Source organism: Streptomyces sp. NBC_01669 (assembly GCF_026339735.1).
In the GTDB taxonomy this organism is placed as follows: Bacteria; Actinomycetota; Actinomycetes; order Streptomycetales; family Streptomycetaceae; genus Streptomyces; species Streptomyces yanii.
Genome location: NZ_JAPEQG010000001.1, coordinates 5370264 through 5392824 on the forward strand (window position 1 = coordinate 5370264; position 22561 = coordinate 5392824).

General features: G+C 70.2%; 22 protein-coding genes, 1 tRNA gene and 1 pseudogene. 18 read left to right on the forward strand and 6 right to left on the reverse strand.

Annotated elements, in window-relative coordinates; all coding sequences use genetic code 11:
- Positions 1-109 precede the first annotated feature (109 nt).
- The 7 genes from moaC (at position 110) to OG972_RS24195 (ending at position 5095) form a co-directional block, all read left to right on the forward strand.
- Positions 110-610 (forward strand): cyclic pyranopterin monophosphate synthase MoaC, encoded by a 501-nt coding sequence (gene moaC / locus OG972_RS24165; protein ID WP_266984711.1) that lies wholly within the window; start codon positions 110-112, stop codon positions 608-610.
- A complete protein-coding gene (locus OG972_RS24170; protein WP_266984713.1) occupies positions 607-1143 on the forward strand; it encodes a molybdenum cofactor biosynthesis protein B in 537 nt (178 codons plus the stop codon). The genes moaC and OG972_RS24170 overlap by 4 nt, the downstream gene beginning before the upstream one ends.
- Before the next feature lie 17 nt (positions 1144-1160).
- Positions 1161-1766 carry a GNAT family N-acetyltransferase gene (locus OG972_RS24175; RefSeq protein WP_266984714.1) on the forward strand — a complete coding sequence of 202 codons (606 nt, stop codon included), beginning with the start codon at positions 1161-1163 and terminating at the stop codon, positions 1764-1766.
- 163 nt (positions 1767-1929) lie between these two features.
- Complete coding sequence (gene glpR, locus OG972_RS24180; RefSeq protein ID WP_266984715.1) at positions 1930-3054, forward strand: gephyrin-like molybdotransferase receptor GlpR; 1125 nt, start codon at positions 1930-1932, stop codon at positions 3052-3054.
- 88 nt (positions 3055-3142) lie between these two features.
- A tRNA-Ala gene (locus tag OG972_RS24185) sits at positions 3143-3216 on the forward strand.
- A 170-nt stretch (positions 3217-3386) separates the two neighbouring features.
- On the forward strand, positions 3387-4172 hold the full coding sequence (locus OG972_RS24190) for an SAM-dependent methyltransferase (RefSeq protein WP_266984716.1): 786 nt from the start codon (positions 3387-3389) through the stop codon (positions 4170-4172).
- Between the two features lie 71 nt (positions 4173-4243).
- Positions 4244-5095 (forward strand): alpha/beta fold hydrolase, encoded by an 852-nt coding sequence (locus OG972_RS24195; RefSeq protein WP_266984717.1) that lies wholly within the window; start codon positions 4244-4246, stop codon positions 5093-5095.
- Positions 5096-5110: 15 nt separating this feature from the next.
- Here OG972_RS24195 and OG972_RS24200 read toward each other — a convergent pair whose 3' ends face one another.
- Positions 5111-5659 carry a GNAT family N-acetyltransferase gene (locus OG972_RS24200; protein WP_266984719.1) on the reverse strand — a complete coding sequence of 183 codons (549 nt, stop codon included), beginning with the start codon at positions 5657-5659 and terminating at the stop codon, positions 5111-5113.
- Positions 5660-5893: 234 nt separating this feature from the next.
- Here OG972_RS24200 and OG972_RS24205 point away from each other — a divergent pair.
- Positions 5894-6220, forward strand: a pseudogene (locus OG972_RS24205) (transposase); the annotation flags it as partial.
- Positions 6221-6359: 139 nt separating this feature from the next.
- Here OG972_RS24205 and OG972_RS24210 read toward each other — a convergent pair.
- Positions 6360-6845, reverse strand: coding sequence for a GNAT family N-acetyltransferase (locus tag OG972_RS24210; RefSeq protein ID WP_266984721.1), 486 nt, complete (start codon positions 6843-6845; stop codon positions 6360-6362).
- Between the two features lie 50 nt (positions 6846-6895).
- On the opposite strand from OG972_RS24210, the gene OG972_RS24215 reads away from it, so the two are divergent.
- A complete protein-coding gene (locus OG972_RS24215; protein WP_266984723.1) occupies positions 6896-7711 on the forward strand; it encodes an exodeoxyribonuclease III in 816 nt (271 codons plus the stop codon).
- A 7-nt stretch (positions 7712-7718) separates the two neighbouring features.
- On the opposite strand, the gene OG972_RS24220 is transcribed toward OG972_RS24215, so the two are convergent.
- A complete protein-coding gene (locus tag OG972_RS24220) occupies positions 7719-7994 on the reverse strand; it encodes a DUF2087 domain-containing protein (RefSeq protein WP_266984725.1) in 276 nt (91 codons plus the stop codon).
- Between the two features lie 343 nt (positions 7995-8337).
- Entirely contained in the window at positions 8338-8988 is a 651-nt protein-coding gene (locus tag OG972_RS24225; RefSeq protein WP_266990684.1) for a MerR family transcriptional regulator, read from the reverse strand.
- A gap of 168 nt (positions 8989-9156) precedes the next feature.
- On the opposite strand from OG972_RS24225, the gene OG972_RS24230 reads away from it, so the two are divergent.
- From OG972_RS24230 to OG972_RS24245, 4 genes are all read left to right on the forward strand, one after another.
- The gene (locus tag OG972_RS24230) at positions 9157-10692 is read left to right on the forward strand and encodes an NAD(P)/FAD-dependent oxidoreductase (RefSeq protein ID WP_266984727.1); all 1536 of its coding nucleotides are present in this window, start codon (positions 9157-9159) and stop codon (positions 10690-10692) included.
- On the forward strand, positions 10689-11633 hold the full coding sequence (locus OG972_RS24235) for an alpha/beta fold hydrolase (protein WP_266984729.1): 945 nt from the start codon (positions 10689-10691) through the stop codon (positions 11631-11633). Before OG972_RS24230 ends, OG972_RS24235 begins: the two co-directional genes overlap by 4 nt.
- A complete protein-coding gene (locus tag OG972_RS24240) occupies positions 11630-12523 on the forward strand; it encodes an SDR family oxidoreductase (protein ID WP_266984731.1) in 894 nt (297 codons plus the stop codon). The genes OG972_RS24235 and OG972_RS24240 overlap by 4 nt, the downstream gene beginning before the upstream one ends.
- Positions 12524-12620: 97 nt before the next feature.
- Complete coding sequence (locus tag OG972_RS24245) at positions 12621-12800, forward strand: hypothetical protein (protein WP_266984733.1); 180 nt, start codon at positions 12621-12623, stop codon at positions 12798-12800.
- Between the two features lie 120 nt (positions 12801-12920).
- Here OG972_RS24245 and OG972_RS24250 read toward each other — a convergent pair whose 3' ends face one another.
- Positions 12921-16202: a S41 family peptidase gene (locus tag OG972_RS24250; RefSeq protein WP_266984735.1), complete on the reverse strand. Its 3282-nt coding sequence runs from the start codon at positions 16200-16202 to the stop codon at positions 12921-12923.
- A 176-nt stretch (positions 16203-16378) separates the two neighbouring features.
- Between OG972_RS24250 and OG972_RS24255 the strand changes: the two genes are divergently transcribed.
- Complete coding sequence (locus OG972_RS24255; RefSeq protein ID WP_266984737.1) at positions 16379-16951, forward strand: TetR/AcrR family transcriptional regulator; 573 nt, start codon at positions 16379-16381, stop codon at positions 16949-16951.
- A 116-nt stretch (positions 16952-17067) separates the two neighbouring features.
- The gene (locus tag OG972_RS24260) at positions 17068-19296 is read left to right on the forward strand and encodes an MMPL family transporter (RefSeq protein ID WP_266984739.1); all 2229 of its coding nucleotides are present in this window, start codon (positions 17068-17070) and stop codon (positions 19294-19296) included.
- 128 nt (positions 19297-19424) lie between these two features.
- Here the strand turns inward: OG972_RS24260 and OG972_RS24265 are convergent, their stop codons facing one another.
- The gene (locus OG972_RS24265) at positions 19425-19778 is read right to left on the reverse strand and encodes an SsgA family sporulation/cell division regulator (protein ID WP_323135893.1); all 354 of its coding nucleotides are present in this window, start codon (positions 19776-19778) and stop codon (positions 19425-19427) included.
- 186 nt (positions 19779-19964) lie between these two features.
- Here OG972_RS24265 and OG972_RS24270 point away from each other — a divergent pair, with 186 nt between their 5' ends.
- The 3 genes from OG972_RS24270 to OG972_RS24280 are packed head-to-tail and all read left to right on the forward strand — an operon-like array spanning position 19965 to position 22545.
- Positions 19965-21020, forward strand: a complete 1056-nt coding sequence (locus OG972_RS24270; protein ID WP_266984741.1) for an energy-coupling factor ABC transporter permease — start codon at positions 19965-19967, stop codon at positions 21018-21020.
- A complete protein-coding gene (cbiQ, locus tag OG972_RS24275; protein ID WP_266984743.1) occupies positions 21020-21781 on the forward strand; it encodes a cobalt ECF transporter T component CbiQ in 762 nt (253 codons plus the stop codon). The genes OG972_RS24270 and cbiQ overlap by 1 nt, the downstream gene beginning before the upstream one ends.
- Positions 21778-22545, forward strand: a complete 768-nt coding sequence (locus OG972_RS24280) for an energy-coupling factor ABC transporter ATP-binding protein (protein ID WP_266984745.1) — start codon at positions 21778-21780, stop codon at positions 22543-22545. The genes cbiQ and OG972_RS24280 overlap by 4 nt, the downstream gene beginning before the upstream one ends.
- Positions 22546-22561 lie beyond the last annotated feature (16 nt).

Sequence of the window (22561 nt, forward strand, 5' to 3'; positions counted from 1 at the left end):
CGGTACGGTGTCTGCCGCTGTGCCTTACCGGGGGACACCCCCCGGCCCCCGGCCGCACCCCGGTGCAGGCCGAGCGGGCAACCGGCGCCCTACCGCTAGGCGGAGTTCAGTGAGTACGCAGAACAGGCTGACGCATCTCGACGAGGCGGGTGCGGCCCGGATGGTCGACGTGTCCGAGAAGGACGTCACCGTGCGCGTCGCCCGCGCAAGCGGCCGGGTCCTCGTCTCGCCGCGCGTCGTCGAACTGCTCCGTGGCGAGGGAGTCCCCAAGGGCGACGCCCTCGCCACCGCCCGCATCGCCGGGATCATGGGTGCCAAGCGCACCCCGGAGCTGATTCCGCTCTGCCACCCGCTCGCCGTCTCCGGCGTGAAGGTCGATCTGCGCGTCGCCGACGACGCGGTGGAGATCGCCGCCACGGTGAAGACGACGGACCGCACGGGCGTGGAGATGGAGGCGCTGACCGCCGTCTCGGTCGCCGCGCTCACCGTGATCGACATGATCAAGGCGGTCGACAAGAGCGCGGTCATCACGGATGTCCGGGTCGAGGCGAAGTCCGGCGGCAAGTCCGGCGACTACCGGCGCCAGGCGCCGGAGGGAGCGGACGCATGACGGCGCCCGACGCGGCGCCGTTCGGCGGTGCGCTGACCGCCCCGTACGCCGCCCTCGTCGTGACCGCCTCGAACCGCGCCTCGGCCGGTGTCTACGCCGACCGGGGCGGCCCCCTGATCGTCGAGGCGCTCACGGCGCTCGGCTTCGCCGTCGACGGACCGCAGGTCGTCCCCGACGGCGACCCCGTCGAGCAGGCCCTGCGGGCCGGGGTGGCCGCCGGGTACGACGCCATCGTCACCACCGGTGGTACGGGCATCTCACCCACCGACCGCACCCCCGACGCCACCCGCCGCGTCCTCGACCACGAGATCCCCGGCATCCCGGAGGCGATCCGCGCCGAGGGCCGCGAGAAGGTCCCCACGGCCGCGCTCTCCCGTGGTCTCGCGGGTGTGGCGGGCGGCACCCTCATCGTGAACCTGCCGGGCTCCACCGGTGGGGTGCGGGACGGACTTGCCGTCCTCGAACGTCTTCTGGTGCACGCCGTCGACCAGCTCCGCGGCGGCGACCACCCCCGACCCGGGAGCCCGAGCTGAACGTCCCGACCTGGCCGGTGATCCTGACGGACGGCGCGATCACCCTCCGGCCGATAAAGCTGCGGGACCAGCGCGTGTGGCGCGAGGTCAACCGGCGCAACCGCGACTGGTTGCGCCCCTGGGAGGCGACGGTTCCACCACCCGCCCCGGGCGGCCCGGTCGCCCGGCGCCCCACGTACCGTCAGATGATCCGCCATCTGCGTTCCGAGGCCAACGCGGGCCGGATGCTGCCCTTCGCCATCGAGTACGAGGGGCGCCTGGTCGGGCAGTTGACGGTCGCCGGGATCACCTGGGGGTCGATGTGCTCGGGACACGTCGGCTACTGGGTGGATCAGGATGTGGCGGGCCGCGGTGTGATGCCGACCGCGGTCGCGCTCGCTGTCGACCACTGTTTCCGGACGGTCGGACTGCACCGCATCGAGGTGTGCATTCGGCCGGAGAACGGGCCCAGCCGGAGGGTCGTGGAGAAACTCGGATTCCGCGAGGAAGGGCTGCGCCCGCGCTATCTCCACATCGACGGTGCCTGGCGGGACCATCTGATCTTTGCGCTCACGGCGGAGGAGGTGCCCGACGGACTGCTCCGGCGCTGGCACCAGGCACGACCGGAACGTCACGCGAAATAAAATAGGTGTTCGAAATTGGTCGATCTGTGGCCGCTAACGAACGCGCAAACGCCGACTGCCGATCTGAACAATCACAAAAAAAGTCCGCGATATCAGCCGGATCGTGCGACACACCGGGCCAATTGGCGGATGCCTCCGTGCAAACCCCTCTACGGTGTGAGACGTGAGCAGCAGCGGCCTCATCTATGCAGTCATCGTCGGGGCCTGGGCCGCCTACTTGGTGCCGATGTGGCTCCGCAGGCAGGACGAGCTCAATGAAGCCCGTCCGACGGAACGCTTCAGCACCGCCATCCGGCTGCTGTCCGGACGGGCGGCCATGGAGCGCCGATATGCCAAGGAGCTGCGGGAACGCACCGCCGAGAAGGCGGACCCCGACGCCGACCCGGACGCGGACACGGACCGAATGGATTCCGTGGACGTCCGGGCCTTTGCCGCGCCTCCGGCGCACACCGAAGCCCGGGTGCACGACCCGGCGCGCGCACCGGAGCCGCAGGCCCAGGACACAGCCGTACACGCGCCCGTGCCCGCCCGGCGCACACGACCCGGCGGGGCCGACGCCGAGCGCGCCCGGCGCGCCCAGCGCTCGCAGGTCCTCGCGCGCCGGAGGCGCACCACGTCGATCCTCTTCCTCGCCTTCACCCTCGGCGCGGTCGTCGCGGCTGTCGGCGGCCTCCGCTTCCTGTGGGCGCCCGCGGTGCCGGCCGTGCTGCTGAGCATGTACATCGTTCATCTGCGCGCCCAGGAACGGCGCCGGTTCGTCTTCACCATGGACCGGCGCAGGGCAGAGGTCGCGGCGCAGCGCCTGCGCGAGAACCGTCCCCGCAGGCACCAGCCCGCGACGACGGCCCCCGCCGAGTCCGACGAGGAGCCCGAAGCGCGCCACCCGGAGCCCGAGCCCGCCCCCGTGGTCTCTCCGCAGGAGGCGGGCCGCCGCGCCCTGGTCGAGCAGACGGACCACGCGGAATGGGTCGATCAGCAGCGTGAACGCGGCAGGGTCCAGGGCGACAGCTGGGAGCCGGTCCCGGTCCCGCTGCCGACGTACGTCACCGCGCCGGTCGCCCCGCGCGCCACGGGCGGCGTCGAGGTCGGCAACCCGGAGACCTGGAGCGCGGCCCGCTCCAGCACGGCCGAGCCGACCCAGACGGGCACCGCGCCCCCCGCCGCGCCTCCGGTCGAACCGGCGCCACGCCAGCGCACCGGCTCGCCCCGCCGCTTCCGCGACCACGGCCGGACCCCGCTCTTCGACCAGTACGACGACGGCGATCGGCCCCGCGCCGCCAACGAGTGAGACCCGCTGCGACGCCGACCCGGCTGACCAGCAAGGGAACGGATTTCCAAGCACCCCTCTGAGGGTGCTAGAGTTTCACTCGTTGCAAGGGCCTGTGGCGCAGTCTGGTAGCGCACCTCGTTCGCATCGAGGGGGTCTGGGGTTCAAATCCCCACAGGTCCACCGCACGGCGAAGTCCCGCCCGATCGAAAGATCGGGCGGGACTTCGCCGTTTCCAAGACGGTTTGATACCCAGGGCAGTTCGTCCCATCCGGTATTTCCCGCGCGGATATCTTGCGGCAGGATCGAGGCGCAGTCCCCTTCCCGCGATTCCCCGTACGGAGGAGCGTCCTGTGAACGCCGGCCCGCCCACGCCCCAGATCGACACCAGCAAACCCCACCCTGCGCGCGTCTACGACTGGCTGCTGGGCGGCAAGGACAACTACCCGGTCGATCAGGCTGTGGGGGAGAAGCTGCCTCCGGAGGCGCGGGGCAACGCGGCGCGGAACCGGGCCTTCATGCATCGCGCCTGCGCCTGGCTGGCGCGGCAGGGCATCGATCAGTTCCTCGACGTGGGCACCGGCATCCCCACCTCGCCGAACCTGCATCAGATCGTCCAGGCGATCACGCCCGCCGCCCGGATCGTGTACGCGGACAACGACCCCATCGTTCTGCGCCATGCGGAAGCGCTGTTGGTCGGCAGTCCGGAAGGGGCCACCGACTACATCCACGCGGATGTGCGGAAGCCGGAGCTGATCCTCGATCACGCCCGTCGGCTGCTGGACTTCCGCAGGCCGGTCGCCCTGTCGCTGATCGCGCTGATGCACTTCCTGCCCGACGATCAGGACCCGTACGGCATCACCCGAACCCTGGTCGACGCCTTGCCGTCGGGGAGCTATCTGGTGCTGTCGCACGGCACGGCCGACCAGCATCCGGAGCTCCGGGCCGAGACCGAGTCCGCCTACGAGAAGGGCGCCATCACGCTGCGGATGCGTAGCCACAGTGAAGTGGAGCCGTTCTTCGACGGTCTGGATCTCGTCGAGCCGGGGCTCGTGCCGGCCGCGGAGTGGTACCGGGAGGAGCCGGCGCCGGAGAACGAACGCAGCGGGTTCTATGTAGGTGTTGCCCGCGTGCGGTGAGGCATCGGGGCACGACGTTGTTTCGCGGCCGGGTCGGCGTCCGCCGGCGGGCACAACCAGGGGGAATCGGCATGGAGTTCCGGACGAAGAGCGGTACGACCCTTGTGTACGACGACCGGGGGCCGTCCGGCGGTCTGCCGGTCGTCCTGATCCACGGTCATCCGTTCGACCGGACCATGTGGGCACCGCAGGCCGAGGCGCTGGAGCGGGCCGGGTACCAGGTGATCGCGTCGGATCTGCGCGGGTACGGGGAGAGCGCCGTGGTACCGGGCCGCACCCTGCTCGCCGACTTCGCCGACGACATGGCCGCGCTCCTCGACCATCTCGGCGTCGAACGGGCCGTGGTCGGCGGGCTCTCCATGGGCGGGCAGATCGCCATGGAGTTCCACCGCCTGCACCGGAACCGGGTGTCGGCGCTGGTCCTCGCCGACACCTCCCCGGTCTCCGAGAGCGACGACGGCAAGACTTTCCGTAACCGGCTGGCCGACCGGCTGCTCGGCGAGGGGATGGCCGGGTACGCGGACGAGGTGATCGACAGGATGATCGCCCCGTACAACGTCACGGCGCTGCCCGGGGTCGCCGCGCAGGTGCTCGCCATGATGCGTACGACCGCTCCCGAGGGCGCCGCGGCAGCGCTGCGGGGCAGGGCCGAGCGGCCCGACTACCGGGAGTCGCTCGCAGGGGCCGAGGTGCCGGTCCTGCTCGTTTTCGGTGCGGACGACACGTACACGCCGGTCGCGGACGGGGAGGCCCTGCACCGGCTGACCCCGGACTCCGCGCTCGTGGTCGTCGACCGTGCCGCGCATCTGCCGAACCTGGAGCAGCCGGAGCGGTTCAACGCCGCGTTGCTCGGGTTCCTCGGAGAGCTCCAGTGCCGTGAACGGCGAAGCTTGCCGGGAGGGGCACTGGAACGTGTTTCATAAGCGGCGCCGTGCGACTCAGACCTCGGGAAGGGACGGATCGGGTGTCCAGGGGGTTGGTGCGGTAATGGCCCAGCGTTCGTGGTCCCGCCAGCCCCCGTCGATGTAGAGGTAGGCGGGCGAAACCCCTTCGTAGCGGAAGCCCAGCCGCTGGACCAAGGCCAGGGATGCTTTGTTCGCCGGCTGAATGTTGGCCTCCAGCCGGTGGAGCCGCAGGTCGGTGAAGGCGTGCTGCAGGGTGACGGCGAGCCCTTCGGTCATGTACCCGTACCCGGCGGACGGGGCGAAGGCCGCATAGCCGAGAGACGCGCCCTGGTAGCGGCCCCGGATAATCGAGTTGATGTTGACCATGCCGGCGGCTGTGCCGGTCTCCCGGACACGGACCAGAAAGCCCCGGTTGGTGCCGTCGTCAAAGCGGCGCATCCAGACCTGGAACTCCTCCGCGGTCGCGGGTAGCTGCATCCATGGCAGGTGCAGCTCGGAGCTGGCCTGCACGAGCGTGCAGAACTCGTCCTGGTCGGAGAGGGTGAGCGGGCGTAGTTCGACCCGTGACGGCATCTTGAGCATGGACCAACGTTAGGGCCTGTGAGTAGTGGGGTACCCGCGTAATCCACTACTGAGACGATCTTGGCGCGTGGGCCGCGGTGATCTGACCGGCGCGCAGTGGGCGGTGCTGGAGCCGTTGCTGCCGGTGGGGAAGAAGCGGGGTCGGCCACCGAAGTGGACGAAACGGCAGCTCATCCAATGGCATCCGGTGGCGGACGCGGACCGGGGCACCGTGGCAGGACGTGCCCGAGCGGTAGAGATCACGGGCTCGGACGGTCGCGCGGCGGGCTGACCACCAAGCGCCACCGATCCGTCGAGCAGGGCCAAAAGCCGCTGGCGCTGGGTCACCGCCGGCCGGCGGGGCGACTCGCCGCAGTTCAAACGGGTGCTGGAGAGCATCCGGGTGGCTCGGTCTGGTGGCGGCCGTCCGCGTACCGGCCGGACCGGGTACGGGCGGAGAAGGCCTACTCCTCGCGCGCCAACCGCGCCTACCTGCGCAGGCGCGGCATCAAGTGCACCATCCCGGAGAAGAAGGACCAGGCCGCCCACCGGAGCAAGCGCAGCTTGCGCGGCGGCCGGCCGCCGAAGTTCGACAAGCGGGCCGTGGCCACCAGGTATGACAAGCTCGCCGTCCGCTACGAGGCAACCCTGCACATCGCCTGCATCAATGAGTGGCTGTGACCACATCTGAAACACGCCCTGGATCAGGACAGGGGCCGGTTCACGACTCCTGGAGCGGTTTGGCGAAGCAGCGGCTGCTCTCGTACGTGCGGTAGTAGCCGAACTTCTCACAGGGGGTGTAGCCGCTGGAGGTGTACAGCGCGATCGCCTCCGGCTGCTGGTCGCCGGTCTCCAGCACCATCCGGGTGCGGCCCGCCGCCCGTGCGTCCGCTTCGAGAGCGGCGAGGATGCGGCGGGCCAGACCCCGTCCGCGGCTCTCCGGGATCACGAACATCCGCTTGAGCTCGGCGTCACCGTCCAGGTAGCCCTCCTCGTTCTGGTCCTGCGCACGCCAGCCGCCGGTGGCGACCGGTGCGCCCGACTCGTCGTAGGCGAGGAGGTAGAGGCCGCGCGGAGGCCGGAACATGGACGGCGCGAGTGGTGTGACATCGCCCTCGTCGCCGTAGCGCTCCGCGTATTCGAGCTGCACCTGGTCGTTGAGTTTGACGGCGTCGGGGTGGTCGAACGACCGAGGCTGGATATTCATGCGGGAAATGGTACAGGTATGCAATGGGTGGTTGTCGGTATTGTGCACTGATGCTCACCGTGACCACCGTGAATGTGAACGGGCTCCGCGCCGCCGCGAAGAAGGGCTTCGTCGAGTGGCTGGCGGGGACCGAAGCCGATGTGATCTGCCTGCAGGAGGTGCGTGCCGAGCCGCACCAGCTCGCCGACGAGGTGCGCGAGCCCGACGGCTGGCACGCCGTCCACGCACCGGCGGCCGCCAAGGGGCGGGCCGGGGTCTCTCTCTACACGCGCCGGGCACCGGAACGGGTGCAGATCGGGTTCGGCGGCTTCGGGGGCACCGGGGGCGAGGAGTTCGACGACAGCGGCCGGTACGTCGAGGTCGACCTGCCGGGTGTCACGGTGGCGAGCCTCTATCTCCCGTCCGGTGAGGTCGGTACGGAGCGGCAGGACGAGAAGGAGCGCTTCATGGCCGCGTTCCTGCCGTATCTGAAGGGGCTCAGGGAGCGGTCCGCGGCCGGCGGCCGTGAGGTGCTGGTGTGCGGCGACTGGAACATCGCCCACCAGGAGGCCGACCTGAAGAACTGGAAGAGCAACAAGAAGAATTCCGGCTTTCTGCCGGAGGAGCGGGAGTGGCTGACCCGGGTCTTCGACGAGGCTGCGTACGTCGATGTGGTGCGGGCGCTCCACCCCGACGAGGAAGGGCCGTACTCCTGGTGGTCCTACCGCGGGCGGGCCTTCGACAACGACGCGGGCTGGCGCATCGACTACCAGGTGGCCACCCCCGGTCTCGCCGGGCGTGCGAGAAAGGCATGGGTGGAGCGGGCCGCCACACACGGCGAGCGGTGGAGCGACCACGCGCCGGTGACGGCCGTCTTCGAGCTGTAGGGGGCTTCTACCCGGCCCGCCGGTAGCTGCTGCCGTCCTTGGGGCGGGTCAGCAGGCCTGCCACGACCAGGAAACGGCGCAGCGCCGGGTAGTCGTCGTGCACGGTGAGCAGCGCCTCGTTGACCTCGCGTTCGCTGTAGGTGCGGTCCGGCTCGAACAGGGTCTGCGCCAGGTGGACGAGCAGCTGCTCGCGGCGGGCCGGCTTGCGGGGGATCGTGGTCAGCCGCCCGTGGGAGAACAGGGCTGCAACCCCGTGCGAACCGCTCGGATTGTTGTCGGACATGGGGGAAAGCCTTGCGTACGGGGGAAGGGCGGGCAACGTGATTTCGTCGGGGTGGGCGGCTCCTGTGCGCCATCCGGCGTGTACCGCGGTGCGTTCCTGCCGTACGGCGCCCGTAGTCCTCGCCCGGTTCCAGCAGGAGCGCGACGAAGCGCGCCTGGACGGCGTCGGAGCCCGCCGAAGCGGGGCGGTCGGCCTCCCGCGGCCTCGCCGACAGCACCTGTTGTCGAGCGGCGCCGATGGCGGGCGGTGCGGGCCGTTTCCAAGGTGTCCATCGACCGTGGAAGTGTGATGCGTAGTCAATTGCCGTGATGGCGAGCGCTTTTGGGTGAGCGGTCGCAGGGGGTTACGTCTCCGGCCCCTTCGGTGGCTGCGTGCCGTCGTCGCGGCGCAGCCGGCGGTCCAGGGCCATGGAGAGCTCGGCGTCCATCACTGCGCGGGCGAGCGGGCGGAGTTGGGGCGGTTCGGTCTCCGTGGTGTGGGCCTGCAGCACCTGTACGAAGAGTTCGGCGAGGGCGTCCGCGTGTTCCCGGACCCGGCGCCCCGCCGAGAGCACCGTGGAGAGCGGCACGCCTTCGCGTACCAGCTCCGCCGACACCTCCAGGAGGCGGCGGCTGATGTGTACGATCTCGTCGCCGTCGGTGGCGAGATAGCCCAGGTCCAGGGCCGTGGCGAGGTTCTCCGGGGTGACCTCGCCCTCGAAGTAGTCCGCGAGCTGTTCGGGCGTGAGGCGGACCGGGGTCTCCTCGGTCGGCTCGCCCAGCCCCAGCACCTCGGCGACATCGCGGCCGCTCTCGAAGGTGCGGGCCAGATCGGCGATTCCGGTGAGGGTGTGGCCGCGCTCCAGCAGCCCGGCGATGGTCCGCAGCCGGGCCAGGTGGTGGTCGTCGTACCAGGCGATGCGCCCCTCCCGGCGCGGTGGCGCGATCAGACCGCGCTCCCGGTAGAAGCGCAGGGTCCGCACAGGGATGCCGGCCTCCTTGGCCAGCTCCTCCATGCGGTATTCGCGGTGCTCGCGTCCTTCGGCCACCACCGCACCCTATGTTGTACCGCCGGTAACTTTCCCTTGCCGGACCCCTACCCATCGGTACGGAGCTGCTCTACTCTCCCAACAATGCCAGTGATTGCTGGCAGAGTCGTGTGACGTACCGCGGGAGGCGGCAGCATGGCCCAGCACGAGCATGTACGCGTGGCGGTGATCGGATCCGGATTCGGGGGCCTGGGGGCCGCGGTCCGGCTGCGCCGCGAAGGCATCACCGACTTCGTCGTCCTGGAACGGGCCGACTCCGTCGGTGGCACCTGGCGCGACAACAGCTACCCCGGCTGCGCCTGCGACGTACCGTCCCACCTCTACTCGTTCTCGTTCGCCCCCAACCCGGACTGGCCGCGCACCTTCTCCGGGCAGGAGCACATCCGCGCCTATCTGGAACATGTCGCCGACACCTTCGGGCTGCGCCCGCACATCAGGCTGGGTCATGAAGTGACCATGATGCGGTGGGACAACGACGAGTTGAACTGGGTGATCGAGTCCGCGAACGGGACCACGATCGTCGCCGATGTCGTCGTCTCCGCGACCGGCCCGCTCTCCGACCCGAAGATGCCGGACATACCCGGTCTCGCCGACTTCCCCGGCAAGGTCGTCCACTCGGCCCGCTGGGACCACGACTACGACCTGACCGGCAAGCGCGTCGCCATGATCGGCACCGGTGCCTCCGCGATCCAGATCGTGCCGGCGATCCAGCCGAAGGCCGGCAGGCTGACCCTGTTCCAGCGCACCCCGCCGTGGGTCATGCCGCGCATGGACCGGAACATCAGCGGCGCCGAGCGGTGGCTGCACCGCGCGCTTCCGTTCACCGGCACCGCGCGCCGCGGACTGCTGTGGGGCATACGGGAGTTGCAGGTCAGCGCCTTCACCAAGCACCCCAACGAGCTCGGCCCGGTGGAGAGGATAGCCAAGTCCAACATCGCACGGGCCATCAAGGATCCGGCGCTGCGGGCCAAGCTGACGCCTTCGTACCGCATCGGCTGCAAGCGGATTCTGCTCTCCAGCACGTACTACCCGGCGCTCGCCCAGCCCAATGTGGATGTGGTCGCCTCCGGGCTGGCCGAGGTGCGCGGCTCGACCGTCGTCGCCGCCGACGGCACGGAGACCGAGGTCGACGCGATCATCTTCGGTACCGGCTTCCACGTGACGGACATGCCGATCGCCGACCGGGTCGTCGGAGCGGAAGGCATCACGCTCGCCGAGTCCTGGAAGGACGGCATGCAGTCGCTGCGCGGCGCGACCGCGGCGGGCTTCCCCAACTGGATGACGATCATCGGCCCCAACACGGGGCTCGGGAACTCCTCCATGATCCTGATGATCGAGTCCCAGCTGAACTACATGGCGGACTATCTGCGCCAGCTGAACGTCCTGGGCGGGCGGACCGCTCTCGGTGTGCGGACGTCGGCGGTCGGGGCGTGGAACCGGCGGGTCCAGGAGCGGATGAAGCGGACCGTGTGGAACACCGGTGGCTGCACCAGCTGGTATCTGGACGCAGGCGGGCGCAACACCACGGTCTGGCCGGGCACGACAGGTGAGTTCCGCCGGGCGACTCGGACGGTGGACCTTGGGGAGTACGAGGTCATCCGGCCCCGGAAGACCGATGCCGCCGGGACCGTCGTCGCCGGGAAGGCCGTCGCCGAGGAGGTCGCGCGATGAGCCGGCCGCTGCGGCGCGAGGACGCCCCGCCGGTGCCCACGCGCGAACTGACCGCTGTCTCCGCCGACGGCTCCCGCATCCACGTCGAGCTGCACGGGCCGGACGGCGCCCCCGCGGTCGTGCTCGCGCACGGCTGGACCTGCAACACCCATTTCTGGGCCGCGCAAATCCGCGACCTGGCGGTCGACCACCGGGTCGTCGTCTACGACCAGCGCGGCCACGGCCGCACGCCCGCCGTCCGCCCCGAGGGGTACAGCACCGATGCGCTCGCCGACGACCTCGAAGCGGTGCTGACCGCGGCGCTGGCCCCCGGCGAGCAGGCGGTGCTCGCCGGGCACTCCATGGGCGGCATGACGCTGATGGCCGCCTCGCGGCGGGCCGGGCTGCGCGAGCATGCGGCAGCCGTACTGCTGTGCAGCACCGGCAGTTCGCGGCTGATCGCCGAGTCGCTCGTCGTACCGATGCGGGCCGGTGCGGTCCGCACCCGGATGACCCGCGCGATCCTCGGGGCGCGGGCCCCGCTCGGGCCGGTCACACCTGTATCGAAGCGGATCCTCAAGTACGCGACGATGGGCGCCGGTTCGGCCCCGGACCGGGTCGAGTCCTGTGCCCGGATCGTGCACGCCTGCCCGCGGGCGGCCCGGGTCTCCTGGGGGCATGTGCTCGCGGAACTCGATCTCGACTCGGGCGTAAGGGAGTTGCGGGTGCCCACCGCCGTGATCGCGGGTTCGGAGGACCGGCTGACTCCGCCCGTCCACGCGCGCGCCCTCGCGGCGGCGCTGCCCGAATGCCTGGGGCTCACCGAACTGGCGGGGATGGGCCACATGACACCGGTGGAGGCGCCGGAGGCGGTCACCGCGAAAATCCGGGAACTGGTCGCCGGGTATGTCACCCCTGTCACCGGCACCGTCAGTGGCACTGTTGAGGAGGAGGTCGTATGAGCGGCAGGCGCAGTCTCGAAGGACAGGTCGTGGTCGTCACCGGCGCGGCGCGCGGCGTGGGCGAGCTGCTGGCCCGCAAGCTCTCGGCGCGCGGCGCGAAGCTGGCGCTGGTCGGCCTGGAGCCGGACGAGCTGAAGAAGGTCTCCGAGCGGCTGCACGCGGAGAGCGACCACTGGTACGCGGACGTCACCGACCATGTGGCGATGGCACAGGTCGCGCAGGAGGTGAAGGAGCGCTTCGGCAAGGTCGACGTGGTCGTCGCCAATGCGGGGGTCGCTTCGGGCGGGCCGTTCGTCGACTCGGACCCGGAGGTGTGGCGGCGGGTCATCGAGGTCAATCTGATCGGCGGCGCGGTGACGGGGCGGGCGTTCCTGCCCGTACTGATGGAGAGCCGCGGCTACTTCCTGCAGATCGCTTCGCTCGCCGCGATCACTCCGGCGCCGATGATGACCGCGTACTGCGCGTCGAAGTCGGGCGTGGAGGCGTTCGCACACAGTCTGCGGGCGGAGGTCGGATACCGGGGCGTGAAGGTCGGTGTCGGCTACCTGTCGTGGACGGACACCGACATGGTGCGGGGCGCCGACGAGGACGACGCCATGCGGGAGTTGCGGCAGCGGCTGCCGTGGCCGGCGAACCGCACGTATCCGCTGGGCCCGGCGGTCGACCGGATCGTGGACGGCATCGAGCGGCGTTCGGCGCACGTGTACGCGCAGTGGTGGCTGCGCGGCATGCAGTCGGTGCGGGGATACCTGCCGGCGGTCATCGGGGTGGTCGGGCAGCGCGAGATGAAGCGGTTCGGGTCGCGGCTCGAGGGCGTGAGCAAGGGACTTGTGGGCGCCGGGGGTGCGGCGGACGAGGTCGCGCGGGGTGCGAGCACGCAGCGTAAGTGATCGAAATGCGTGGGATGTCCTACCGTGTAAGTCTGGTCGAGGCCCCAACGGGGTCACCCCCCAACGCATCCCGAGCACCGCACTAGGAGTGAACAGCATGGGTATCGCAGACCAGTTCAAGGACAAGGCGCAAGAGCTCGCCGATCAGGCGAAGAAGAACGTGGGCGAGAAGAAGGGCGAGCCGCGCGAGCGGACGTCCGGTTCGTCGGAACGGGCGCGGGGCAAGGCCCGGGACGCGGCGCAGGGGGCGCGCGACCGGTACGACGACGAGACCTGACTCGTCGGTGCGAGGGGCGCGTTCGGGAGACCGGACGCGCCTTTCGCGTTTTCCGAAGCCGGGGGCACGCCCCCGGCCCCCTTCTTTTGTCCTCAATCGCCGGACGGGCTTGATGTGCGCCTATCGCGGCGGCAGCGGTGGCCGTGCGCGGTTCGGGGCGTCCTCGTACGTCGGTGGGGTCGACGCCGGGTGGGACTTCAGGAGGTCGAGCGCGATCTGCACCGCGTCGTCCAGCACCGCGTGCCGGCCCTCCGCCCAGTCCAGCGGCGTGCGCAGCGCCTCCAGGTCCGGTTCGACACCGTGGTTCTCGATCGACCATCCGTATGCGTCGAACCACGCCGCGTTCATCGGCACCGTGATCACCGTGCCGTCGCCCAATCGGTGCCGACCCGTCATGCCGACAACCCCGCCCCACGTCCGCTGGCCCACCACCGGGCCCAGATCCAGCAGGCGGAACGCGGCGGTGATCATGTCTCCGTCGGAGGAGGTCGCCTCGTCGGCGAGGGCCACCACCGGCCCGCGGGGCGCGTTGGAGGCGTACGAGTCCGGCTGGGCGTCGCGGGTCAGGTCCCAGCCGAGGATCGTGCGGGTCAGTTTCTCGACGACCAGCTCGCTGATGTGGCCGCCCGCGTTGCCGCGTACGTCGACGATCAGGGCGGGGCGGGAGACCTCCATCCGCAGGTCCCGGTTGAACTGGGCCCAGCCGGAGCCGCCCATGTCGGGGATGTGCAGGTATCCGCACTTGCCGGCGCTCAGTTCCCGTACGACATCGCGGCGTTTGGCGACCCAGTCCTGGTAGCGGAGCGGGCGCTCGTCGACCAGGGGGACGATGGCGACACGGCGGGAGGGCCCTTCGCCCTCGGCGGGGCGGAAGGTGAGTTCGACGGTGGTCCCGCCCGCCTGGGAGAGAAGGGGGTAGGGGCCCTCGACCGGATCCACCGGGCGGCCGTCGACGTGGGTGAGGATCGCGCCCTCCCGGATGCCCGTACCGGCGAGCGGTGAACGCGCCTTGGAGTCCGAGGAGTCGCCCGGCAGGATCCGTCGGACGATCCACTTGCCGTCCCGGCACACCAGGTTCGCGCCGAGCAGGCCGATCGCCCGCTGGTAGTGCGGCGGGCCCTCGTTGCGGCGGGCGGGTGCCACGTACGCGTGCGAGGTGCCCAGTTCGCCGAGGACCTCGCGCAGCAGGTCCGCGAACTCGTCGGGGGTCGCGACCCGTTCGACCAGCGGACGGTACTGGTCGAGCACACCCGCCCAGTCGATGCCGCTCATGTCGGGGTCCCAGAAGTAGGAGCGGATGATGCGGCCCGCTTCCCCGTACGCCTGCCGCCATTCCGCCGCCGGGTCGACATCGTGCAGGATCCGCCGCAGGTCGAGGTAGACCGTCGAGTCGCTGTCGCCGACCTCGGTGGCCGGTACGGCGCGCAGTTCTCCTTCGTCCATGACGACCAGCCGGGTCGCGTCGCCGCTGACGGCGAACCAGTCGAGATGGCCGACGAGTTCGGTCTTCCTGGCCTTCGTGATGTTGAAGTGTTCGAGCGTGGGACGGCCCGACATGTCTGCCGGGTTGGCGAACGTCTCGCCGAGCGCGCCCGAGATCGGCCAGCGCAGCCAGACGAGCCCGCCGCCGCTGACCGGGCGCAGAGCCGAGTACTTCGACGCGGTGACCGGGAACGGCGTCACCCGGTTTTCCAGCCCCTCGAACTCGACCGTGACCGTGGCCCCTTCGGCCGGAGCCTCTTCCGACGTGTCGACCGGGTCGAGGCCGCCCGCCGCCGGACGCCCCTCCGGTGAGAGAGCGAACGGGGACGGGGTGGCGGAGGAGAGCGGCACCAGGTATGGGCGGCAGCCGAGCGGGAAGGAGAGGTCGCCGGTGTGGACGTCGTACACCGGGTCGAAGCCGCGCCAGGAGAGGAACGCGAGATACCGGCCGTCACCGGTGAACACCGGGTTCTCGTCCTCGAAGCGGCCGTTGGTGACATCGACGATCACCGGGGCGCCCGGTCCCATGATCCGGGCCAGTTTGATCTGCCGCAGCGAGCGGCCGATCCCGGGATGCGACCAGGTCAGCCAGGCGCCGTCCGGTGAGAACGCCAGATCGCGGACCGGCCCGTTGATGGAGCGGATCAGCTCGGTCGGTTCGCCGGTGGACTCCTCGGCCGTGTCGAGGAGCAGCAGCCGGCCGTCGTGCGTGGCGATCGCGAGCCGTTCGCCCTCCGGGTCGGCGATCAGTTCGTGGACCCGGCCGACCTGGCCGGAGGCCAGCCGGCGCGGTGCCCGGTCACCGCTGGCGCGCGGCAGGTACGCGATCTCGATGGCGTCCTCGCCGTCCGCGTCCGTCACGTAGGCGACCTGGCCCATGCTGCCGAGCATCTCGGGCAGCCGGACCCGGACCCCGGGGGTGTCGGCGATCGTGCGGGCGGGCCCGTCGCGGTGGGTCAGCCAGTACAGACTGCCGCGGACCGAGACGGCGCTCGCCCGGCCCGTCTCGTCCACGGACAGCGAGTCGACATTGGTGGCGGCCGGCACCTGGTACGTACGCCGCCCGGCCCGCGGCCCGCCGAGCCGCACCTGCAGTTTCCGCGGTACCGCGTCCGATGATTCGAGGTCGTCGACCAGCCACACCTCGCCCGCGCACTGGTAGACCACCCGGCGTCCGTCGCTGGACGCGTGCCGGGCGTAGAAGGCGTCGTGGTCGGTGTGACGGCGCAGGTCGGAGCCGTCGGGCAGGCAGGAGTACAGATTGCCGACGCCCTCGTGGTCGGAGAGGAACGCGATCCGGCCGCCGACGAACATCGGCGAGTCCAGATGGCCGCCGATATCGGGCAGCAGCCGCTCGCCGTGCAGCCACAGCCGCCCCATCGCCCCGCCCCGGTACCGCTTCCAGGCGGCCGGTTCGTGCGGGGGTGTGCCGGTGAGCAGCAGCGTGCGCCGTTCGCCGTCGATGTCCGCGACCGCAATGTCGGAGACCGGACCCCACGGGAGCTTGCCGCCGGGGGAGCCGTCCGTGGGAAGGCTGTAGGCCCAGGAGAAGTACGAGAACGGCTGCGCGTGCGAGGACACGGCGAGGATGTGCGACGTCTCGTCCGGATCGGGGGTCCAGCCGCAGACCCGGGCGTCGGTCGCCCCCCAGTAGGTGAGCCGGCGGGCCGGCCCGCCCTCGACCGGGGCGAGATGGATCTCGGGATCCAGAGTGCGCCAGGTCGTGTACGCGATACGGGTCCCGTCGGGCGAGAAGCGCGGGTGACTGACCCGCGTCCGGTCGACGGTCACCCGCCACGCCCGGCCGGGCTGCTGCCCCTCGGGGGCGAGGGGAGAGACCCAGAGGTCGTCCTCGGCCGCGAAGCAGAGCAGGCCCTTGTGAAGGTGCGGGAAACGGAGATACGCGACGTCGTCACTCACCCCCCAATGCTTTCCGCGTGAGCGGGACGCGGCAACTCGTGGTGCGGAAGAACTTGTGGTGCAACACACAAGCGAAACGATGCAGTTTCGCTCGGCCGGGGGGTGTACCTTCGAGGTGTACGAAACAGTTTCGTTCGGTTGACTGACGTACGAGTGACAGGACAGGAGGTCGACCCGTGGCACGCACCCGCCTCACGCCCGAGCGCGAGAGCGAGCTCTACGCCGCTGTGCTCGACCTGCTGCGCGAGGTCGGCTACGACGCCCTGACCATGGACGCTGTCGCCGCCCGTACCCACTCCAGCAAGGCCACCCTCTACCGCCAGTGGGGGAGCAAGCCGGAGCTGGTCGTCAAGGCGCTGCGCCATGACAAGCCGGGCGACCTCGCCGATGTCGACACCGGTTCGCTGCGCGGAGATTTCCATGCCGCGCTGGGCCGGACCGACGACTGCCAGATGCAGAAGAGCTCCGCGCTGATGCGGGGCCTGATGCAAGCCGTCCACGACAATCCCGATCTGTACCAGGCACTGCGCGAACTGCTCATCGAGCCGGAGATAACCGGCCTCGACTCGCTGCTCCGCCGAGCCGTGGACCGGGGTGAACTGCGTCCGGACAACCCGGCGCTGAAATATGTACCGCACATGCTGGTCGGCGCCTTCACCGCTCGGCAGCTGGTCGAGGACCGCCCCATCGACCACGCGTTTCTCACCGACTACGTCGACTCCGTGATCCTCCCCGCTCTCGGCGTCTGACCCCGTCCCCTCCGTACGACCCTCTCCCCAAGCCCCACCTGACACGCCGCTCTCGTCGTCGGGCTGGTTCCTCACGCCCTTTTCCACTCACACGACCTGACCGGGAGTACGCCTCCGTGGCCACATTCCTCTACAAGCTCGGACGGTTCGCCTTCCGGCGCCGCCGCTATGTCGCCCTTGTCTGGGTGGCACTGCTGGCGCTCGCCGGATTCGGCGCCGCCTCCGCGTCCACCGCCACCTCCAGCTCCTTCTCCATTCCGGGTACGGAGGCTCAGAAGGCCTTCGACCTGCTGGAACAGCGCTTCCCCGACTCCAGCGCCGACGGCGCGACCGCGCGGGTCGTCTTCAAGGCCGACGCCGGTCAGAAGATGACGGACCCGGCGAACAAGGCCGAGGTCAACAAGATCGCTGACGAGCTGAAGTCGGGTTCGGACCAGATCGCCTCGGTCACCGACCCGTACACCGCCAACGCCGTCAGCAAGGACGGCTCCACGGCGTACGTCTCCGTGTCCTACAAGGTCAACTCGATGGAGCTGACCGATGCGACCCGGAGCGCCCTGGAGGACGCGGGCCACGCGGCGCAGAAGAGCGGGATGACCGTGGAGATCGGCGGTGACGCGCTCCAGGTGATGCCGGAGACCGGGGCCACCGAGATCATCGGTGTGGCGATCGCGGCGGTGGTGCTGGTCATCACCTTCGGCTCGCTCGTCGCGGCGGGTCTGCCGCTGCTCACCGCGCTCATCGGCGTCGGCATCGGCGTCTCGACGATCACGGCCCTGGCCAACGTGCTCGACCTGGGCTCCACCACCTCCACGCTCGCGATGATGATCGGCCTCGCGGTCGGCATCGACTACGCGCTCTTCATCGTCTCCCGTTACCGGGCCGAGCTGGCCGAGGGCCGCGAGCGCGAGGAAGCGGCGGGGCGGGCGGTCGGCACGGCCGGTTCCGCGGTCGTCTTCGCCGGTCTCACCGTCGTCATCGCCCTGGTCGGCCTGGCCGTCGTCAACATTCCGATGCTGTCGAAGATGGGCTTCGCCGCGGCCGGCACGGTCGCGATCGCCGTCCTGATCGCGCTCACCCTCGTCCCGGCGATGATGGGCTTCGCGGGCAAGCGGGTCATGGGGCGCAAGGCGCGCAAGGCCGCCGAGGCTTCGAGCCGGCCGGAGGCGAAGCCGAACATGGGTACCCGGTGGGCGCGGTTCGTCCTGCGCAAGCCGGTTTGGGTGCTGCTGGTCGGAGTCCTCGGCCTCGGGGTCATCGCCGTACCGGCCGCCTCGCTGGAGATGGGCCTGCCCGACGACGGCTCCCAGCCCACCAGCACCACCCAGCGCCGCGCCTACGACATGCTCTCCGACGGATTCGGCCCCGGCTTCAACGGGCCGCTGATGGTCGTCGTGGACACGGCGAACAGCTCGGACGGCAAGACCGCGGTCAAGCAGGTCTCCGACGAGATCTCCGGCATCCCGCACGTCGTCGCGGTCACCCCGGCCCACTTCAACAAGGCCGGCGACACCGCCATGATCACCGTGATCCCGAAGGACCGGCCGAGCTCCACCGAGACGGAGAACGTGGTTCACGCCATCCGTGACGCGGGCACGGACATCAAGTCCGACACCGGCGCCGAGGTCCTGGTCACCGGATCCACGGCGATGAACATCGACTTCTCACAGAAGATGAACGACGCGCTGCTGCCGTATCTGGCGCTCGTCGTCGGCCTGGCGTTCCTGCTGCTGATGGTGGTCTTCCGCTCGGTGCTGGTGCCGCTGAAGGCGGCCCTCGGCTTCCTGCTCTCGGTCGTCGCGGCCCTGGGCGCGGTCGTCGCGGTCTTCCAGTGGGGCTGGCTGGGCTCGCTCTTCGGCGTCGAACAGACCGGCCCGATCATGTCCATGATGCCGATCTTCATGGTGGGTGTGGTCTTCGGTCTCGCCATGGACTACGAGGTCTTCCTCGTCACCCGGATGCGCGAGGCGTACGTCCACGGGGAGAAGCCCCCGCAGGCGATCGTCACCGGCTTCAAGCACGGCGCCCGCGTCGTCACCGCCGCGGCCGTGATCATGATGGCGGTCTTCTCCGGGTTCATCGGCTCCAGCGAGTCGATGATCAAGATGATCGGCTTCTCGCTCGCCATCGCCGTCTTCTTCGACGCGTTCGTCGTCCGGATGGCGATCGTGCCCGCGGTCCTCGCCCTGCTCGGTAAGCGCGCCTGGTGGCTGCCGCGCTGGTTGGACCGGCTGCTGCCCAATGTCGACGTGGAGGGCGAGGGGCTGCGCAAGCAGCTCGGCGAGACGTCCGGCGGAGACGGGCACGGCGATGCCCGGGGCGAGCGCGAACTGACGCGCGTCTGATCCGGACGAGCCCCGGGGTCCGCGTCTGAGCGGAGCGCGGCCCCGGAATGCGCCGGTTACCTGTGGGGACGGGGGACCGGAGGGACGATGAGCCCCCGTGCGAGCGGCACGGGGGCTCATCCATGCCGTCACGCCGGTGCGGTCTCGGACGTCCTGCTCTCGCCGTGGGTGCGGTCCAGGAAGCGGATCAGCGGCGCGTTGTCGAACTGCACCACCTCGACGCCGTCCGCCGAGTGCCGCTCCACGACCAGCTGCGCCCGTCCGCACGGCCAGATCCGTATCGCGCCGTGCCCGGTCGGCGAGTGCAGCCCGCCCTCCAGCAGGTCCCGGCCGAAGGCCCAGTCGGTGCCGCCGGGGAAGGTGAGATGCACCGTACGCGGGTCGACGGCCGCGTCGTACCGCAGGTCGACGGGGACGGAGAAGGTGTCGGTCGCCTCGGTGATGAGCCGGGCTTCGGCCTGTTCTTCGATCACGGGGGGCATGGGCCGAATCCTCCTATTTGTGAATGTTTGATATCTAATGTCCCACATTTCGACCAAAGGGCACGATGAGAAAGTCGAGTACTTGTTATGAATGCGCTCTTGCGAGCGATTCGCAATAAGGTCCTATTATTGAGAAGTTCATGACCCCGCGCAGCAGTGCAGGAACGCAGGAAGCGGAGCCTCCCTATGCATGTACCCGACGGATTCATCGACGCCCCCGTCTCCGCCGCCGCCGGTGTGGTCGCCGCGGGTGCCGTGGCGGTCAGTCTGCGGGGTGCCCGCCGCGAACTGGACGAACGCACCGCGCCGCTCGCGGGACTCGTCGCCGCGTTCATCTTTGCCGTGCAGATGCTGAACTTCCCGGTCGCGGCCGGTACCAGCGGGCATCTGCTGGGCGGGGCGCTCGCCGCGATCCTGGTCGGGCCGTACACCGGGGTGCTCTGTATATCCGTCGTGCTGCTCATGCAGGGCATCCTCTTCGCGGACGGCGGGCTCACCGCGCTCGGTGTGAACATCACGGTCATGGGCGTCACCACCACCGTCGTCTCGTACGCCCTCTTCCGTGGTCTCGCCACCGTCCTGCCGCGCACCCGCCGCTCCACGACCGCCGCGGCATTCGTCGCCGCACTGATCTCCGTACCGGCCGCGGCCTGCGTCTTCACGCTGATCTACTGGATCGGTGGTACCACCGACATCCCGATCGGCAAGGTCCTCACCGCGATGGTCGGCGTGCACATCCTGATCGGTATCGGCGAGGCCGTGATCACCGGACTGACCGTCGGAGCCGTCATCGCCGTCCGCCCCGATCTGGTCCACGGCGCCCGCGGTCTCACCTCCCCGCTCAAGCTCCGGATCGGCGGCGAGCTCGTCGACGCCCCCGCCCGGCGGTCCGTCGCGCCGGCCGCCGCCCGCTCCACGCGGGGGCTCTGGGCCACCGGCCTGGTCACCGCCCTCGTGCTGGCGGGCTTCGTCTCCTTCTACGCCTCCGCCAACCCGGACGGCCTGGAGAAGGTCGCCGCCGACAAGGGCATCGACAAGAGGGTCGAGGAGCACGCGGCCAAGGACTCGCCGCTCGCCGACTACGGCGTCAAGGACATCTCCGACGAGCGGCTCTCCGGTGGTCTGGCCGGGGTGATCGGGGTCGGTGCCACGATCGTGGTCGGCAGCGGGGTCTTCTGGGCCGTCCGCCGCCGGCGTACGCCGGACGCAGCCGCCGACATCCGCACCAAGGAAGCCGTCTGATGGGCGCAGGCCACGCGCACAAGCTCTACCGGCACGTGCACTCGCCGGTCCATGACCTGCCCCCGCACTGCAAGCTCACCGCTGTGTTCAGCTTCGTGCTGGTCGTCGTCCTGACACCGCGCGAGGCGGTCTGGGCGTTCGCGCTGTACGCCGTGCTGCTCGCCGGGGTCGCGGCGGTCGCCCGGATCCCCGCCGCGTTCCTCCTCAAGCGGCTGCTCATCGAGGTGCCGTTCGTCGCGTTCGCCGTGCTGATGCCGTTCGTGGTGCCGGGCGAGCAGACGGAGCTCCTCGGCGTCTCCGTCAGCGTTCCCGGTCTCTGGGGCGCCTGGAACGTCCTCGCCAAGGGCACCCTCGGCGTCGCCGCCTCGGTGATCCTCGCGTCCACCACCGAGCTGCGCTCCCTGCTGCTCGGCCTGCAGCGGCTCAAGCTGCCGCCGATGCTCGTCCAGATCGCCTCCTTCATGATCCGGTACGGGGATGTGATCACCGGCGAGATGCGGCGGATGTCGATCGCCCGCCGCTCCCGCGGCTTCGAGGCGCGTGGGGTAAGGCAGTGGGGCGTCCTCGCCAAGTCGGCGGGCGCGCTCTTCATCCGTTCCTACGAGCGCGGCGAACGCGTCCATCTCGCGATGGTCAGCCGCGGCTACGCCGGTTCCATGCCGGTCATCGACGAGGTGACGGCCTCCAGGACCCAATGGGCCCACGCCTCGGCACTCCCCGTACTCGCCCTCGTCATCTGCCTGCTGGGATGGACCGTATGAGCAAGCCCACTGCCCCCGCGCCGTCCCTGGAAGTCAGCGGCCTCGCCTACGCCTACCCCGACGGCCACCAGGCGCTCTTCGGGGTGAACCTGACGGTGGCCCGGGGCGAGCGCGTTGCCCTGCTCGGCCCGAACGGAGCCGGCAAGACCACCCTCGTCCTCCACCTCAACGGCATCCTCGACGCCGGAGCGGGCACCGTCCGGGTCGCCGGTCTCCCGGTGGAGAAGCACAATCTCGCGGAGATCCGCCGCCGCGTCGGCATCGTCTTCCAGGACCCCGACGACCAGCTCTTCATGCCCACCGTCCGCGAGGACGTCGCCTTCGGGCCCGCCGCTTCCGGGCTGCGCGGCGCCGAACTGGAGGAACGCGTCACCGAGGCCCTGCGGCAGGTCGGTATGGAGGAGTACGCGAACCGTCCCCCGCACCATCTGTCGTTCGGCCAGCGCCGCCGTGTCGCCGTCGCCACCGTCCTCGCGATGCGGCCGGAGATCCTCGTCCTGGACGAGCCGTCCTCCAACCTGGACCCGGCCTCACGGCGCGAGCTCGCCGACATCCTGCGGTCCCTGGACGTCACTGTGCTCATGGTCACGCACGACCTGCCGTACGCCCTGGAGCTCTGCCCGCGCGCCGTCATCCTCAGCGAAGGCGCCATCGCGGCCGACAACCGTACTCAGGACCTGCTCTGTGACGAGGAGTTGATGCGTGCTCACCGACTGGAGCTGCCCTTCGGGTTCGACCCGCGCTCCGTGACCATGGGCGTGTGACCGACGGCGACACACG